The organism is Hahella sp. CCB-MM4, from assembly GCF_002260525.1.
GTDB lineage: Bacteria > Pseudomonadota > Gammaproteobacteria > Pseudomonadales > Oleiphilaceae > Hahella.
Genome location: NZ_MRYI01000005.1, coordinates 157,627 through 175,101, shown reverse-complemented (window position 1 = coordinate 175,101; position 17,475 = coordinate 157,627). Strand labels below are relative to the sequence as shown.

Below are 17,475 nucleotides of genomic sequence, written 5' to 3'. Positions count from 1 at the left end.
ATACTGACTGCAGGGCTATCATGACACGCTACTTTCAGGATTCGCTGGAATCCGCCGGACCTTTATCCGGACGTTCCAGTCGGTGAGTCGATGCAATGGAGGATGAGGCCTGCCAGCCACCTCCCAACGATCGGTAAATTTCTGCAATGCCCTGGAAAACCTGAAGCTCGGCCTGGGCCACGGCGTCCTCCGCTGATAGCCGGGTACGTTCAGTATCCAGGACATCCAACAGGTCTATGACACCGGCTTTATAGCGGGCCTGGGCAAGCGCCTGGGCTCTTGCACTGCTTTTCTCCCGCTCCAGTAAATAGCGGAAACGTTGCTGATCCAGATCATAACTGACCAGGGCGTTGCGGGTTTCCTCCAACGCGCCCAGCACTGCCTGCTGATAGCTGGCAAGAGCCAGGTCCGTATTGGCTTCCGATACCCGAACTCGCGCACGGAGTGAGGCCAGATCAAGAACCTGCCACTTTAAGGTGGGTGCAATAGACCATGCCTTGGATGTGGAGCTGCCGAGATCTGCTCCCGAGGCGGAGATAAAGCCCAGAAATCCGCTGACTTCCACCTGGGGAAACAGATCCGCCGTGGCCACGCCGATTTCTGCCGTAGCTGCCGCCAGTTCGCGCTCCGCCTGTTGAATATCAGGACGACGCTGTAACAGATCGGAGGGATTGCCGATCGGCAAGGCGGTATTGATGGCCGGTATCTTTTTCGGAGTGACTAAGCCCGCCAGTTGGTCGGGAGTCTGGCCGGTTAATGCCAGCAGACGGTTGATGGAACGCTGGATCTGCGCCTGAAGCGGCGGGATACTGGCCTGATTGCCTGCGTATTCCGCACGTGTACGGGCCACATCAAGTTCTGAACCAACACCTGTTTCAAAACGCAATTGAGTCAGTTTCAGCACCTCGTGCAGATTTTCCAGGTTAGCCTCCGCCACCTGAACCCGGTGCTGTGCTGCCCTGAGCTCCCCGTAGGATTTCACCACGGCAGCCACGATTTCCACCTGAACCCCGCGCAAGGCAGATTCCTGGCTTTGGGCGTTGGCTTCCGCCGCTTCAATAGCTCGTTGAACCCGGCCAAACAGATCAAGGGTCCAGCCAGCGCTGACACCTGTGTTGAAATGATCAGACTTGACCCGGCTATCGTAGGAGGGAGCGACGGGGGCTTTGGCAGCCTCGTAGCCAAAATCCACAGAGCCTTTGGGGTAAAGGTCGTCACTGGTGTCATCAAACACGGCTCTGGCCGCCTTCACCCTGGCCTGCGCAGCATTGATCGAGGGGCTGCCGTTCAGCGCTGCTTGCACCAGACGATTCAGGTCGGAATCGTTGAATTGTTGCCACCACTCGATCTCCAGCTGATTTGTGCTGACAACTGTCTGCGCGGGTACGTCGACCGTCAGATCCTCCGGAGTCGGAGCCTGATAGTCAGGCCCCACGGTGATACAGCCAATAAGGCTGGTTGATAGGGAAAAAGTCAGTGCTAATTTGAGTCTCTGCATGGTGTGATTTTGCCTGCTATCAGCCATGGACCACCTCCGCATTCACGGGCTCATCTGAAGAGGGGGCCGGTGAGCGGCGCTTCGCGAGGAAGCGACGCACGAGGTAATAAAATACCGGGGTCAACAACAGGCCGAACAGAGTCACCCCGATCATGCCGGAGAACACGGCAATGCCCATTGCCTGGCGCATTTCGGCACCGGCACCGGAAGAGAATACCAGTGGGACAACCCCCATGATGAAGGCCAGTGACGTCATCAATATGGGACGCAGACGCAACTTGCTGGCTTCTATAATGGCATCCAGGAGCGGCAAGCCTTCGTCTTCTTTCTCCTTGGCGAATTCCACGATCAGAATGGCGTTTTTAGTCGCCAGGCCCACCAGTACGATCAGGCCGATCTGAGTGAATATGTTGTTGTCTCCACCCTTGAGTATCACACCGGTCATGGCGGACAACAGGGTCATCGGGACAATCAGGATAATTGCCAGAGGAAGCGACCAGCTTTCATACTGGGCGGCCAGAACCAGGAATACCAGAAGTACGACCAGCGGGAAGACGTAGGCTGCAGTGTTACCGGCCAGAATCTGCTGATAAGTCAGGTCTGTCCACTCAAATGTCATACCGTTCGGTAATTCACTTTCCAGGATTTTGGTAATGGCTGCTTCTGCCTGCCCGGAGCTGTATCCAGGTGCTGGTGCACCGTTGATTTCGGCAGTCGGGTAGCCGTTGTAATGCATGACCCGATCCGGACCTGCAGTGTGGCTCACGTCCACAAATGAGGCCAGAGGTACCATGTCGCCAAACTGATTACGAACCTTGAGTTTGTCGATCTGGTCAGCGTCTTCACGGAAATTCTGTTCCGCCTGGACGTTCACTTGGTAGGTGCGACCAAACATGTTGAAGTCGTTGACGTATAGGGAACCCAGGTAAACCTGCATTGTATCGAAAATGTCATTCAGCGGAATGCCGTGTGTTTTGGCTTTTTCCCGGTCCACATCCACGTCGATCTGAGGAACATTTACCTGGAAGCTGGAAAAAATGCCGGTAAGTTCTGGCGTTTGCCAGGCTTTCTGGATGACTTTCTGAGTCTGAGAAAACAGTTCTTCGTAACCCAGACTGGAACGGTCTTCCACCTGCAGTTTAAATCCTCCGATGGTGCCAAGGCCCTGAACAGGAGGCGGCGGGAATATGGCAACAAAGGATTCTTTAATGCTGGCAAACTGCTGATTGAGCTGCCCGGCAATAGCTCCCGCTGACATGCCTGGATCCTTGCGCTCCTCGAATGGTTTCAGAGTCACAAAAACAATCCCGGCATTAGGGCTGTTGGTGAAACCATTGATGGACAACCCAGGAAACGCTACCGCAGAATCCACGCCGGGATGTTCCATGGCGATTCGGGACATTTCCCGGATCACCGCTTCAGTCCGGTCCAGATTGGCGGCATCCGGCAACTGGGCAAATGACACCAGATATTGCTTGTCCTGTCCTGGAACAAAGCCGGTAGGGGTGTTGGCAAACTGTTGATAAGTCAGGGCCAATAAACCTCCATAGACCAGTACCACAATGGCGCTGCCACGGATCAGCCGTTTGACGCCAAAGGTATAGACGTTGGATAACCCATTGAAGAATCGGTTAAACGGCGCAAACAGCCAAACCCCGAACAGTTTGTCCATGATACGCGTGGGCAGGTCCTTCTTGCTGTCGTGTCCTTTCAACAATACGGCTGCCAACGCCGGGCTCAATGTCAGAGAGTTAAAGGTGGATATGATGGTCGAAATCGCAATGGTCAGGGCAAACTGCTTATAAAACTGACCTGTCAGACCTGAAATAAAAGCGGTCGGAATAAATACCGCGCTCAATACCAGCGAGGTGGCAATAATCGGGCCGGTAACCTCTTTCATTGCCTGCTTGGTGGCCTCAATCGGCGACTTGCCCATTTCGATGTTTCGTTCGACGTTTTCCACCACCACGATGGCGTCGTCGACCACAATCCCTATTGCCAGTACCAGGCCAAACAGAGACAACGCATTGAGAGAAAAACCGAACAAGTGCATGACCGCGAAGGTGCCGACTAACGAAACCGGTACCGCCACCAATGGGATGACGGATGCACGCCAGGTTTGCAGGAACAGCACGACGACCACGACAACCAGAAGTATCGCTTCCAGCAGCGTTTTGACGACCGCTTTAATCGATCCTTTTACAAACACCGTAGGGTCATAAACGATGGAATAATCCACCCCTTCCGGGAAGGTCTTTTTCAACTCCGCCATGGTGGCACGAACGTTTTCGGAAATCTCAATGGCATTGGATCCGGGACGTTGGAATATCGGTAAGGCGGCAGCCGGCTGGTTGTTCAGAAGTGAACGCAGCGCGTAAGAGTTGGCACCCAGTTCAATGCGTGCGATATCGCTAAGACGGGTAATTTCGCCATGATCACCAACCCGAACAATGATGTTGGCAAACTCATCTTCAGATTGGAGACGCCCTTTCACATTGATCAGAAGCTGGAACTCGCTGGTGCTGGCTGAAGGAGGGGAACCAATTGCACCAGCGGCGGCCTGGCGGTTTTGCTCACGAATAGCCTGAATAACATCGGAAGTAGTGAGATTCAGGCTGGCCACTTTCTCAGGATCAAGCCAGATGCGCAGAGAGTAATCTCCTGCACCGAATACCCTGACGTCACCAACCCCATCAATACGAGCCAGCTCGTCTTTAACGTTGAGCACCGCATAGTTGGACAGGTACAGCATGTCATAGCGATTATCCGGTGAGGTGATGTGAACCACCATGGTGAGATCCGGCGAGGACTTTTCTGTTACCACCCCAAGTCTCTGCACTTCTTCGGGTAACCGGGGCAGCGCGCGGTCAACGCGGTTTTGTACCTGCACCTGGGCTTTGTCCAGATCAGTCCCCAACGCGAACGTGACCGTCAGGCTGAGTCGGCCGTCAGAAGTGGACTGTGAAGACATATACAACATGTCTTCCACACCGTTAATCGCCTGCTCAAGAGGCGAAGCTACCGTTTCCGCAATAACCTTGGGGTTAGCGCCGGGATAATTCGCTCTAACGACGACTGTAGGCGGAACGACTTCCGGGTATTCGGTAATCGGTAATTCAAATACCGATATCGCCCCGGCGATAAAAATCAGAATCGACAGCACCCCGGCTAATATGGGGCGCTGGATAAAATACTGGGAAAAATTCATTAAAGGTCTCCAGAATTCGACAACAGTTCGAATCAGCCGCGAGGCTCAGTCGTTGCAGAATCGATCTTGTCAACTGTCGGCGTACGCTCTGCAGTCAGCGGAGGATCCAGCTGCTGTCGGCTATCTTCAACAATCTGCTGCTGGCTATAAAGCTGCTGCAAAGACTCTTCACTGAACATTGAGACGGTTTCCGTCTGAACCTGAGAGCCAGGACGTACCCTTTGTAAGCCATTCACCACAATTTTTTCATTACCTTTCAAACCGGTGCGGATAATTCTCATGTCCTCGATTTTTGGCCCCAATTGGATGCCACGATATTCCACGCGGTTGTCATCGGTTAGTACCAGTACATACTTGTTGTTGAGGTCAGTACCGATGGCACGGTCGCTGACCAGAACCGCTTCGTATTGTGGGCTGGCAGCCAGTTTTACTCTGACAAACAGTCCAGGAGTGAATTGGTTATCCGTGTTGTCGAATACCGCACGGGCGCGAATGGTTCCAGTTTGTGGGTTGACCTGGTTGTCGATGAAATCCACATATCCCAGATGGGGATAATTGTCTTCATTGGACAAGCGCATGAACACTGGTGTTTTGTCGGCTTTGGCATCACCTTTGGACTGAGCCTTGTACATGGCACGATATTCCAGGAATGTCTGCTCATCGGCATCGAAGTATGCGTGCACCTTATCGGTGGAAACCAGCGTGGTGAGCTCGGACTGTCCAGCCTGCACGTAGTTACCCTCGGTAATCAGGGCCTGGGAAACACGACCGCTAATAGGAGCTTTCACTTTGGTGTAGCTAAGGTTCAATAAAGCGGATTCCAGGGCTGCCGAAGTTGCTTCTACCTGGGCAATAGCCTGATCTTTGTCTGCGGCCCGGTTGTCCACTTGTTCGATAGATATGGCATTCTGGCTTTTCAGCGATTGGGCACGTTTCAGATCACTTTCAGCCAATGCCTGTTTGGATTGGGCCGATTTCAGTTCTGCCCGCAAGCGTGAAACTTCTGCCTGATAAGGGCGGGCATCTATTTCGAACAGCAGATCTCCCTTATTAACCAGTGCTCCCTCTTCGAAGGCAACGTTCTCAATATAACCGGATACCCGTGGACGCAGGGTGACGGTCTCGGTTGCTTCAAGTCGTCCGGTAAACTCGTCCCATTCCGTAATGGTTTCGCTTACGACGGGAGCCACACTGACAACCGGCAACGGTGGTTGGGATTGCTGTTGCTGAGGTTCAGCCGGGGCGCTGCAGGCAGTCATCAGCAATAACCCTGTCAGTCCGAAAAGACTATTTCTGGCAAGGACTATACGACGACGCAGTCCCAGACTGGTGTCAGTTAAAACAGTATTCATTACAAGCTCCTTGAATTGACCTTATGTATCCATCGGTCTCAGGATGAACACGGGGTAGAAATTGACCATTGGTAGAAATTGACCACCGGTAGAAGTTAAATAGTGGACCTATTTTGAACGGAGTCTCCTGACAACTGTCTGTCAGGAGACTCCGCTTGATACCCATTGGTGTACAGGTGCCATTTTGCGCTTGAGTATGTATATCGTCTAATTTATATTTCGTATTTAACACATCATGAGTTGAAATGTATTGATAGCTGAGCAGAGGAAAAATAGATGAAAAACATAGACTTGAATCTTCTTTTGATCTTCGATGCTGTCATGACAGAGAGTTCTATCAGCGGGGCAGCAGAGCGTTTATCCATGACTCAGCCAGCCGTTTCAAACGCTGTGGCACGGATGCGGCAGGTATGGAATGATCCGCTATTTATCAAAGACGGGAGGGGAATCAAGCCCACCACATTTGCTTTAAGCCTCTGGAATCAGACCAATGGACCTCTGACGATGATCAAGGATGCAGTGAACCCCCAGGAGTTTGATCCCTCTACTGCAAAACGCCGGTTCCGGGTTGCCTGTGCCGATATTATGGTCGACCTGGTCTGGCTACCCATGCGACGCCTGATTGAGCGGGAAGCGCCTCATATTGATCTCCATGCCGTGCCCTATTCCAGATTGAACGCCTCCACTATTCTCCCGAATGCGGAAGCTGATCTGGTGATCGGTGTGCTGGAAGATATGCGGAGTTCCGATCGTAAGGAGCTGTTGTTCCAGGGAGAATATGTCTGCGCCATGCGCAGGGACCACCCACTGGCCAGTCAGGAACTGTCACTGGAACGATATCTTGAAGCCGATCACCTGCTGGTTTCCCTATCTGGAGATGCGGAAGGTTTTGTGGATACCGCTTTGAAGCAAATGGGCAAGTCCCGCCGTGTGGCTGTCACCGTAAATCACTTTGCCTCCGTCCCTGCCATGCTGTTGGGTACCGACCTGATCAGTGTGGTGGCCAACACGGTAGTGGCCAAGGAAGCACTGGCCGGAAAACTTCATATTACAGTTCCTCCTGTAGCAATCCCCAGCACCCAGGTCGCCGTCTCCTGGCATGCCCGCCACGACCGTGATCCCGGTCTGCACTGGCTCCGTGAAAATATCGTCCACTTTGCGCGGCAGGAGTGGGCAAAATATGGACCTGCCTGTTGTCTGCAAACCCTGGCATGTAAAGCCTCTGCAATGCACTCAGAGAAATCGAGAAAGGAATTGCACTGATGAGGTTGTGTATATCACTAATTAAAAATGGCTCTATTTTCTATTTCTTGAGGCAAAGAAATACCAAACCGTTGTAACTGTTTGCGGTTGAAGTATAGAACACCTGATTGGTCCACTTCGGGGACAATGGAAAGTGGGGATTGACCTTCCAGAATTTTAAGTGCAATGGCTCCGGCTCTTTTACCGTGTGTTTTACCATTAATAACCAGGGCTCCCACCGCACCATTGTCCCCGACTGTATAGTCCTGATTTGCGAATATTGGAATTTGACTGGTTGAGGACATTCCGGCGATGGATTCTTCGGCGGACAGGTACCTGCCGTTTTCGTCCTTAATGTTGAAATACGCCACCGGAATCACGGCATCATAGGTTTCATGAACTGAGCGGAGCGTTTCCAGCCAGTTTGACCATGTGGGAGCGATTTCAATATTGGCCACTATGCCTGTGGTGGCGAAAGTCTTTTGGTCAAGCAAGGTATTCTTTAACTCTGCGCGGGAGGTTTGACTGTTTCCTGCTATTACGAGTACCCGTTTAGCTTTCGGCATAATTTTTGAGATAAACCTTAAAGTGCCGAGAATGGGTGTTCTTTCCAGGACACCAGTCATGTTTGGCGGCAGTAAACCATCTGAAAAATAGACTCGTGGATTATCATTAATGCCTAAAAAAACAACCGGAATATTTTTTTTGGCAAGTTTGGGCCCGAGGAACTTTAGCGCGTTATCATCACCAAGAAAGATAAGATCTGCCTTCGATTCCTCGATTTTCTTCAATGCCTGATCTGCTCGGTCCTGAAATTCAGTTTCAGGCAGTCTTTTGGTGTCCATGTAAAAAGTCTCTACAGTAGCTATTGCAGACACCGATTCCCGGATACCGGCTTCGCACTGATTTGTCCAGGGAAATTTATAGTGATAGCTGGAGACCAGCAACACGACTTTCGATTCTGGCCATCCTTTGGCGGAATGAAATGCACTAACTATAAAGACAATTAGCAGCATGTATTTCATATCATCCACCGATTCCTGGTACTTGGTTTATAAAACGGAATGGCTGAGAATTATGCGCGCTTTACTGTCGGCAGCCTTCTTCGCCGGAAGTATTCAGGGGTACCATTAGGAAGTATAGCTTCTGAGAACACATCCACATCTGCATATCTCCAAATCTATGATGGCCTGCCTGGTGATATTTGTCGTCAATCATCAGTTGGTTGAGGATATGTGGGGTTTATCTACTTCGCGGGACTATTAAGTATTCAAAAAACGGAGCAAAGTATTCAAAAAAACGGAGCAGCAGGGCACTGCTCCTAACGGGGGCTTTAGATCGCTTTAGCCACAAAATTCTTTAATTGGGCGAAGCCGGCGACACCACTTTGGTTGGCGACGGCTTTGCCGTCTTTGAAGACGATCAGGGTTGGAATGCTGCGGATGCCCATGGCTCCGGCAATATCCCTGTTTTCATCAACGTTGACTTTGACTACTTTGATATCTTCGGCCATGTCTTCTGCCAGCTCATCCAAGAGAGGAGCGATGGCGTGGCAGGGGCCGCACCACTCTGCCCAGAAATCTACCAGTACGGGCTTGTCTGACTTGATAACGACATCGCCGAATTCGCTTTCGGAAATGTGCTGAATAAATTCGCTCATGTTAAACCTCAATTATTCAAGCGTTACGGCGGGAAGGCTTTGCCTTCGCAGGCCACTTGTTTATCTGTTGAGGCTATCTTGCCTGGGGACCTGGCAGGTTACTAATTGACCATTGATATAGCGATTATCACTTCCCGTGATATAAGAGCGCACGAAGCCAGGTCAGCGGTATGCTGGAATAGTCGTTCTTCCAGGCGAGTATTTAGAGCATCAAGGAGTCTCAGGTTCAATGATGACACCACGGATGATGATGCGGTCGATCTTGGCAATGTCCCGGATGTTTTGAGAAGGATCACCATCAATGATGAGAAGGTCTGCTGGAGCGTTTTCGCTAATGGTGCCCAGTCCGTCTAACTGCAGCCAATCTCCAAGAATTTCTCCTGGCTTTCCGGTGGCCATGGTCAGCGCCTCTACAGGTGAGTATCCACAACGGTCCACTAGCAGATAGAGTTCTGCATGCGTAGAAGCACCGGCGGAAGCGCCTAAAAGTGGCGTATCGGTACCCACCAGTAAGGGGATTCCTGCCTTGCGCATCTTGTTGCATCCTTCATAGCGATCGACAGAGTGGCGGGAAATATTCTCTCCGTATTGGAGCATGGCAGGGGTAACTTCAGGCTTGTCGGCAAACGCCTGGACGGCCCCGGTATCCATGACACGTGCATCGGCGGCCGTCACTGGGTTTTTCCCTTCGCTAACCAGGGTGACATTCTGGAATATCCGTAACGTGCTGATGACCGGAGTGCCGGATTGTTTCAGATGTTCGAGACTACTATCTGTCAGTTCCGAGCTGTTAACACTGTGTGCAAAAAGGTCGACGCCGGCTTCAAGCCCGGTTTCCATATCTTCAGCGGTACCGATATGTGCAGCTACCGGCAGGCCTGCTTCATGGGCCGCGGCAACTGTTTTACTGGCTATTTCCAGAGGCATGGAGGGAGTGTTCAGGGGGATACGGTCAATCATGATTTTGACCAGAGAAGCTCCTTCTTCAATGCGGGAATGGGCCAATGCCTGAAAATCGGTATTGTCGTCGATTTCGTCCATCATCCATTGCTTCACCAGGCTTGAGATCGGCCAGCTCACGGTCTCCTCGATCAGCGGACCTGGATGGCTTTCTGCGACGGTCACCTGGCGCCCGGCATACGCGAGCCTGGGTCCTGCGATGTCGCCGGACTCCAGCTCCTCATGGAGCGACTGTAATTGTCCGGAAATTCCTCCCATATCCACCACTGAGGTGACGCCGAATGCCAGAAAGGCTGACAGGGTCCGTTCTGGTGGATAGAAGGTCTTACGCCAGGGCGGCGCATCGGTGCCTCCGACGTGAGTATGGAAATCAATGAGACCCGGCATCACCAGCTTACCTTCTGCCTGCAGCTCTGTACCGGCAGAAACATTTAGCGGGTGTGGAGCCACGCGAACGATGCGTCCGTTCTCCACAAGCAGGTCCATGTTTTCCTGGATCGGGTGGTCGGCTTGTCCATCAAAAATACGGGCATTCGTAATCAGCAGGCTTTGTTCACTGCTCTTTTTGACCATCGGAGGGAGAGAGGCATAGTGAAAGCATCCAGACATACCGGCAAGTGTGATGGAGACGGCGAGGGGGCCTATTAGTCGAGAGAGCTTACCATGATGATATGCTGAGAAAGGGATCATGATTATTTTCCGTTGTAATGAGACTGGCTGTTGCGCATAAGACTTTATCAAACGCCAAAATACAAACTGGGATATTCGCCACAACTTTAACATCCGCTTTTACTGGCCGGGCATGCAGAACATAAAACGCCGGTACCTTGTAATTAACGACAGACACTTATATTTGTTGCCGACTGATAAAAATGGGCATACATTTACCTCTCTTAACATCATATTCTGTGATGTAACCCGGACGGACAGGATAAATGAAGAACCAGGACCTGACACTGCTATACGTATTTGATGCCATCATGACGGAAGGATCCGTGACACGAGCCGCTGATCGGCTCGCCATGACCCAGCCTGCGGTCTCCAATGCGGTTTCCCGTATGCGACATCTCTGGAAAGACCCTCTATTTGTGAAAAAAGGGCGAAGCATTGAGCCAACTTCATTTGCCTTGAGTTTATGGGATCAGGTCAGAGCGCCCATGCATGAACTTTCCAACGCGATAGATGCCAGTGCATTTGAACCTGCTGAATCCAAACGAAAATTCCGCATTGCCGTTACCGACGTGCTGGTCGATCTGATCTGGCAATCACTGGCATGTTCATTACAACGTAAGGCTCCCGGCATTGACCTTTATGCCGTGCCATACACGCAGGCAGATGCATTCAATCAGTTGAGGGAAGCTCATGTTGACCTGGCGATTGGTATGCTCACCGGTCATGACAGCAGCCTACGGAGTATCTGGCTATTTGACAGTGAATACACGCTGGCCATGCGAGACGACCATCCATTGGCGAAGAACGGTATCACCCTGAAGGATTTTCTGGCGGCGAAACATCTGATGGTTTCCCTGTCTGGTGACACTACCGGTATTGTTGATCTGGCTTTGTCACAAAGAGGCTGGAAGCGCCGGGTGGCTGTCACGGTGAACCATTTTGCTGTCGTGCCCCAGCTACTGCGAGAATCCGACATGATTGCGGTAATTCCCAAAATTGCCACGGGTGGAGCCGGCTATCAGGATGGCATTTGGTTTGCCGATGTTCCTTTTGATCTTGACCCCACCAGTATCTATCTGATTTGGCACACCCGTCATGATCGTGACCCGGGGTTAATGTGGATGCGGCAGCTGGTGGAAGACATCACCAAGATGAAATGGAAAGGCTGTGCTCACTGTACTGGTAAGGGAAGCGCTGTGGTCGGTTTATAGAATTCAAAGTACTTTTTATCTTATATATAACAATAGGTTAGATGTTTTTTAATAAATATTTAACCTTATATTGATTTGAACTCTAATCAATGTCTGGTTAGAATGATGCGCTCTTTAGTCACGAGAGCAATGAAAAATGACGAAAACTAAGTCGGATGAGTCCGACATTAAGTTTCGCCACCCCACATCAAAAGACGGCTTAGCCGTTAATCAATTGATCGGCAGATGCCCACCCCTGGACACCAATTCCGTCTACTGCAATTTGCTGCAGTGTTCTCACTGGAGTGGGACCAGTGTCTGTGCCGAAATCGATAACCGAATCATGGGATTTATTTCCGGATATCGGGTCCCGGACAAGCAAGACCACTTATTTGTATGGCAGGTTGCCGTCGATGCCGAAGCCCGGGGAAAAGGCTTGGCCGGACGTATGCTGAGAGAGCTTGTTAACCGCCCCGGCAGTGAAAATATCCGCTTTATGCAGACCACAATTAATCCGGACAACCAGGCATCCTGGGCGCTGTTCGAAAGCCTGGCTGCAGAACTCAATACTTCCACCCAACGGGAATGTCTGTTTGGACGGGAGTCGCACTTTGGTGGCCGGCATGATGACGAGATCATGCTGACGATCGGCCCTTTTTAAGCGAATAGATATATGGGGAGGCCTGCATCAAAGGTGACAAAGATGCAGGAAAGGGCGAGGTATAACTGAAATTTACGTAACCGGACATGACTGTTAGTTTCAGTCAAATGAGAACCGGCCCCGCTAGCGCAGCAGATGTAGATTTTTAGCAGTAAAAAGGTAGTCACTCACAAGCACGAACGACGAGTTTGTTATTACGGAATTAAGAAAGAAAACAGGTACCATCATGAATATTTTTGAAAATGTTGAATCCGCCGTACAGAGTTATGCACGTTCATTCCCTAAAGTGTTTAAGCGTGCCCGGGGAGCACGTATCGAGGATGTCGATGGTAACAGCTATATAGATTTCCTGGCTGGTGCTGGAACGCTGAATTACGGGCATAACAACCCGAAGTTGAAGCAACCATTGTTGGACTATATCGCCGAAGACGGTATTGCCCATGGCCTGGATATGCACACCGATGCCAAAGGCCGGTTTCTGGAAAACTTTGACGCGCTGATCCTGAAGCCCCGGAATTTGAAGTATCGCCTTCAATTCACCGGTCCGACCGGTACCAACGCTGTCGAAGCGGCGTTGAAAATTGCCCGTAAAGTTACTGGGCGCACCAATGTGGTGGCATTCACCAATGGTTTCCATGGTTGCACCTTGGGCTCCGTGGCTCTGACAGGCAACAGCCACCACCGCGACGGTGCCGGTGTATCGCTGAATGATGTGACCCGCCTGCCCTATGACGGTTACCTGGGGAAAGACTTTGATACCACCAGGTTGCTGGAAAAAATGATCAAGGATGGTAGTAGCGGTCTGGATCTGCCTGCTGCAGTGATTGTAGAAGTGGTGCAGGGTGAAGGTGGATTGAACGTTGCCAGCGACCGCTGGTTGCGTCGTCTTGAGAAAATCTGTCGGGATCACGGCATTGTTCTGATTGTTGATGATATCCAGGCGGGATGCGGCCGTACCGGTCACTTCTTCAGCTTTGAACCTTCCGGTATCAAACCGGATATTGTGACCTTGTCCAAATCACTGAGTGGATTTGGTCTGCCCTTTGCCCTGACATTGATCAAGCCCGACATGGACATCTGGAAACCCGGTGAACACAACGGGACCTTCCGTGGAAACAACCATGCGTTTGTCACCGCCAATGCTGCCCTGGAGCATTATTGGAAGGATGATCAGTTTGTGACTGAAGTTCGTGAAAAAGCGGACTTGATCGAGAAGCGATTCAGCAAAATGGCTGATCGTTTTGGTCATTCCCTGTTTAAGGTGAAAGGCCGGGGGATGATGCGTGGTCTGAGTTGTGTGGACGGTGAACTGGCCGCTGCGATTTGTCAGAAGAGTTTTGGCAAGGGCTTGATTGTCGAAACCAGTGGGGCTGATTCCGAAGTGGTGAAATGCCTGTGCCCACTGGTGATATCAATGGATGATCTGAGTGAAGGTTTATCCATTATTGAAGAAAGTATTAAAGAAGTGGTTGCCAGTGAAGAATGGCGTGCAGCCGGCTGATAGTCTGGTGGCTGACGACATTAAGACAGAAGGCATTGAGACAACCACAGAAATAGAATCTGGAGCACGAGAATGATTGTTAGAACACTGGAAGAAGCTAAAAAAACTGATCGGCGGGTGTCCGCGGAAAACTGGGAAAGCGTACGTCTTTCTCTGAAGGATGATCAGATGGGCTTTTCCTTTCACATCACGACGATTTATGCGAACACGGAAACCCCGATTCACTATCAGAATCATCTGGAAACCGTTTATTGCATATCCGGTGAAGGGGAAGTGGAAACCGTTGCCGATGGTAAGGTATATCCTATCAAGCCCGGTACCGTTTATATCCTCGACAAAAACGATAAGCACCTGCTGCGGGGCTTCACGGACATGACAATGGCCTGTGTATTTAATCCCCCCCTGAACGGCAAGGAAACTCACGACGAGAACGGCGTCTATCCGCTGGAAGCGGAAACAGTGGTGGACTGAGTCAGTGGCCGGTGATTGCCGGCCACAACTGTTAACTCATTCACCTCTGTTAATCAAACAAGGAGGAGCACCATGAAACACGTCAGTGAAATCAGCATGATTGCTGGAGATAAACCCTATGCCTCACGTACCGGTGATGAGACCCTGATTCAAAAACGTCAGGATCCGGTGGTTTATGTTGAGAACAACCAGATTGATCGGGCAGATCAGGGTGAGGCTCAGAAGTCTGAACAGCCGGCTCTGGCATCCGAACACGCTCTGACCTCTGAACACGTTCTAACACCAGAACAACTGGAAAGCTACCGTAAGAATGGTTTTCTGATGCTGGATAACGTATTTACCGAAGATGAGGTGGGGCCGTTGCGCCGGGAGCTTAACCAGATGCGGACGGATCCATTGTTACGCCGCCGTCCGGAGAGCTTCAATTACGTCGATGACGAACTGCATTCCGTATTTGGGGTACACAAACTGAATCCGTTGTTCGGCAAAGTGGCCCGGGACGCGAGATTAACCTCGATTGCCCGTCAGATACTGGCCGACGATATTTATATCCATCAATCCAGACTGTGTTACAAGCCCGGGTTTACCACGGAGAAATTCTTCTGGCATTCGGACTTTGAAACCTGGCACGTTGAAGACGGTATGCCGCGGATGAGAGCCTTGAGTATCTCTATCGCTCTGACCGAAAGCCATGAGCATAACGGCCCTTTAATGATGATTCCCGGATCTCATGACTATTACGTCCGCTGCAGCGGGGACACTCCCAAGGATCACTACAAGCAGGCCTTGAAACAACAGGAACACGGCATTCCTGATACTGCAGTGCTGAGTACGTTAATGTACGACGGAGGGATTCAGTCTGCCTGTGGCAAACCGGGCTCTATCGTCGTGATGGACAGCAACACCCTGCACGGAAACAACGGCAATATTACGCCGGATCCCAGGGCCAATTTCTTTGTGGCCTATAATGCCTGGTCCAATCAGTTGCAGACACCGAACTGTGAGCGTGAACCACGTCCTGAATATGTGGCTGCCAGAAAAGTGGGCTCGCCTCTGGCATAAGTGTCAGACTAACCTTCCACACGAGCCACTTTGTTGACCGCTGTCCGGGACCCGATTCGGTTGGCCCGGCCGGCGATTAACGAACCTCCGACGATGGCCAGACATGCCAGAGCCAAAGACCAACTGGCTTCTGCCTGGCCGGCGGCAACCAGCAGAACGGTTGAGATGAGCGGAGCCGCATAGGCGAGAACTCCCAGCAACTGGATGTTGCCGTGCTTGATACCAAAATCCCAGGTAAAAAAGGCGATCCCCACCGGCCCCAGACCCAATCCGATGACGCCAAGCCACTGCCATGTATTCTGGGGCCAGACCGTGGTTTCCCAGTACCCGTGACACACTAACGCCAATAGGGCGGTAAAGGCACAAAACCAGCCTACTGCATCTGTGGTGACCTGTTTTACCAACCGGCTGGCGACTGAGTAAGTTGACCAGATAACGGCGCATGCCAGAGCCAGTATATAGCCGGTGATGTAATCCCATTGAAATCCGGTACTGCCTTTTCCTATCAACAGCCAGCAACCGACGAGCGCTAATAGTGCTCCCACAATATGATATCTGTGTAAAGATTCGCCTGGCAGCAGAGCCGCCAGAAGTACAATCATCAATGGCCAGAGGTAGGCCAGTAAGCTGACCTCCACGGCTGGAGCCAGTCCCATTGCCAGGAAATAGCACAGGTGATAACCGAAGTAGCCTCCCACACCAAGTAACCAGGCCAACGGGGGCTGGCGTAGGTAGCGAAGACCGGAAACACCCTGTTTCCACCAGCGGATGAGCATTAGTAGAAATGCCAGGCCGAAGCACATTGCCATCAATTGAAAAGGTGGAATCAGGCCTCCTGTCAATTTGGTGAGCAGAGCCAAAGTGCCCCATAAAAAAATTGAGATAAAGCCGATGAAAGTCGCCGATTGTCGCTGTGGCATGCGTGGCTGTGACATACATCGCTGTGACATAAAAGTACTCCTGGATAGTGATGACAGGAGTCTAAGAAGTCAGACCTTATACGTCTTTGCTGAAACGGCAGTGTTATTTGGTGTTCTGGTGAAAAGTGTTTCCATGGGGCATTGTGGTGCTGGGGCGAACATCGGTATCCAGGCGCGTACTGGTTCCTAGGCAAGATCGCTATTTGAACGAAAGTACCGGGGAGACTTGCCGAAATGCTGACGGAAACGGTCACTGAACGCCGACAGATTGGAATAGCCAACCTCATCTGCAATCCGCTGAACGCTCAAATCAGTTTGTTCCAGCAATTGCCGGGCATGTTGCATGCGCAGGGATGTCAGATACTGGTGTGGCGTCTGGCGATAACTTTGCTTAAACAAATCAACCAGCTGGCGCTGGCTAAGATGAGCCACTTCTGCCAATTGATAAAGTGAAACGGGCTGCTGGTAATGTTGATCAAGCCATGTTTTGGCAGCTGCAACCCGGCGATCTATGCATACTGTGCCACCATGGCGTTCCATCAGTAACTGGGTCAGGAGAAGCAACATCGTCGTCTTACTTTGGCCCTCATTGCCGACGACGGTTTGGCATTCCAATATTTGCTGGTGCATGAACTCCACATAGCGGACAAGAGCCGGGTCCATGGGGAGGAATGCAGGGAGTCGCTCAAGGGTGGGGGCCAGCGAGTGAGGAATATCTGCGACGACAAAACGGTTGTTGTCATCAGCGGCAAAGCTGTGATTTTCACCGGCCGCTATGAATGCAGCCTGTTGGGTGTATACCTGCCCTCCGGAATGTCCCACCGTCATTTGGAGTTGCCCTTGAACGGGTAACACCAGTTGGTGGTAGTCATGCTGATGGTTTTGCATCTCGCAGTGATAACTGCGCAGATCCAGATTGGGAGTCAGGTTGTTCATCGGCATAGTATAGCCGGGCTGATGCTAATTCGAACAGGTGCTCAACTTATAACACGCGCTATTTCTATTAAGTGCTATTTATACCAAGTGCTTTATGTTGACCGGGTAATGCACTTCGACCAGACACTTTAATTCAATCAAT

At 51.2% G+C, this 17,475-nt stretch carries 14 protein-coding genes; 6 read left to right on the top strand and 8 right to left on the bottom strand.

Annotated features, from left to right (window positions below; genetic code table 11):
- Nucleotides 1–34: 34 nt before the first annotated feature.
- The 3 genes from BTA51_RS11905 to BTA51_RS11895 are packed head-to-tail and all read right to left on the bottom strand — an operon-like array spanning nt 35 to nt 6,058.
- Nucleotides 35–1,525 carry an efflux transporter outer membrane subunit gene (locus tag BTA51_RS11905; protein WP_246841016.1) on the bottom strand — a complete coding sequence of 497 codons (1,491 nt, stop codon included), beginning with the start codon at nt 1,523–1,525 and terminating at the stop codon, nt 35–37.
- Nucleotides 1,518–4,706, bottom strand: coding sequence for an efflux RND transporter permease subunit (locus BTA51_RS11900; RefSeq protein ID WP_094707681.1), 3,189 nt, complete (start codon nt 4,704–4,706; stop codon nt 1,518–1,520). The genes BTA51_RS11905 and BTA51_RS11900 overlap by 8 nt, the downstream gene beginning before the upstream one ends.
- A 32-nt stretch (nt 4,707–4,738) precedes the next feature.
- Nucleotides 4,739–6,058: an efflux RND transporter periplasmic adaptor subunit gene (locus BTA51_RS11895; protein WP_094707680.1), complete on the bottom strand. Its 1,320-nt coding sequence runs from the start codon at nt 6,056–6,058 to the stop codon at nt 4,739–4,741.
- 276 nt (nt 6,059–6,334) lie between these two features.
- On the opposite strand from BTA51_RS11895, the gene BTA51_RS11890 reads away from it, so the two are divergent.
- The gene (locus tag BTA51_RS11890) at nt 6,335–7,321 is read left to right on the top strand and encodes a LysR family transcriptional regulator (RefSeq protein WP_094707679.1); all 987 of its coding nucleotides are present in this window, start codon (nt 6,335–6,337) and stop codon (nt 7,319–7,321) included.
- 17 nt (nt 7,322–7,338) lie between these two features.
- Here BTA51_RS11890 and BTA51_RS11885 read toward each other — a convergent pair whose 3' ends face one another.
- The 3 genes from BTA51_RS11885 to BTA51_RS11875 all read right to left on the bottom strand — a co-directional run bounded on the left by BTA51_RS11885 (nt 7,339) and on the right by BTA51_RS11875 (nt 10,610).
- The gene (locus BTA51_RS11885; RefSeq protein ID WP_094707678.1) at nt 7,339–8,325 is read right to left on the bottom strand and encodes an ABC transporter substrate-binding protein; all 987 of its coding nucleotides are present in this window, start codon (nt 8,323–8,325) and stop codon (nt 7,339–7,341) included.
- A 308-nt stretch (nt 8,326–8,633) separates the two neighbouring features.
- A complete protein-coding gene (gene trxA / locus BTA51_RS11880; protein ID WP_168188144.1) occupies nt 8,634–8,960 on the bottom strand; it encodes a thioredoxin in 327 nt (108 codons plus the stop codon).
- 210 nt (nt 8,961–9,170) lie between these two features.
- On the bottom strand, nt 9,171–10,610 hold the full coding sequence (locus BTA51_RS11875; protein WP_168188143.1) for an amidohydrolase family protein: 1,440 nt from the start codon (nt 10,608–10,610) through the stop codon (nt 9,171–9,173).
- Nucleotides 10,611–10,855: 245 nt separating this feature from the next.
- Between BTA51_RS11875 and BTA51_RS11870 the strand changes: the two genes are divergently transcribed.
- From BTA51_RS11870 to BTA51_RS11850, 5 genes are all read left to right on the top strand, one after another.
- Complete coding sequence (locus BTA51_RS11870) at nt 10,856–11,803, top strand: LysR family transcriptional regulator (RefSeq protein ID WP_094707675.1); 948 nt, start codon at nt 10,856–10,858, stop codon at nt 11,801–11,803.
- Between the two features lie 136 nt (nt 11,804–11,939).
- The gene (gene ectA / locus BTA51_RS11865; RefSeq protein WP_094707674.1) at nt 11,940–12,443 is read left to right on the top strand and encodes a diaminobutyrate acetyltransferase; all 504 of its coding nucleotides are present in this window, start codon (nt 11,940–11,942) and stop codon (nt 12,441–12,443) included.
- A gap of 226 nt (nt 12,444–12,669) precedes the next feature.
- Nucleotides 12,670–13,944, top strand: a complete 1,275-nt coding sequence (gene ectB / locus BTA51_RS11860; RefSeq protein WP_094707673.1) for a diaminobutyrate--2-oxoglutarate transaminase — start codon at nt 12,670–12,672, stop codon at nt 13,942–13,944.
- A gap of 72 nt (nt 13,945–14,016) precedes the next feature.
- Nucleotides 14,017–14,415 carry an ectoine synthase gene (locus tag BTA51_RS11855; RefSeq protein WP_094707672.1) on the top strand — a complete coding sequence of 133 codons (399 nt, stop codon included), beginning with the start codon at nt 14,017–14,019 and terminating at the stop codon, nt 14,413–14,415.
- Nucleotides 14,416–14,487: 72 nt separating this feature from the next.
- The gene (locus tag BTA51_RS11850) at nt 14,488–15,477 is read left to right on the top strand and encodes a phytanoyl-CoA dioxygenase family protein (protein WP_094707671.1); all 990 of its coding nucleotides are present in this window, start codon (nt 14,488–14,490) and stop codon (nt 15,475–15,477) included.
- An 8-nt stretch (nt 15,478–15,485) separates the two neighbouring features.
- Here BTA51_RS11850 and BTA51_RS11845 read toward each other — a convergent pair whose 3' ends face one another.
- Together BTA51_RS11845 and BTA51_RS11840 are read right to left on the bottom strand one after the other, a co-directional pair.
- Nucleotides 15,486–16,427 carry a DMT family transporter gene (locus BTA51_RS11845; protein WP_246841015.1) on the bottom strand — a complete coding sequence of 314 codons (942 nt, stop codon included), beginning with the start codon at nt 16,425–16,427 and terminating at the stop codon, nt 15,486–15,488.
- A gap of 156 nt (nt 16,428–16,583) precedes the next feature.
- Complete coding sequence (locus tag BTA51_RS11840) at nt 16,584–17,339, bottom strand: AraC family transcriptional regulator (RefSeq protein WP_246841014.1); 756 nt, start codon at nt 17,337–17,339, stop codon at nt 16,584–16,586.
- Nucleotides 17,340–17,475 lie beyond the last annotated feature (136 nt).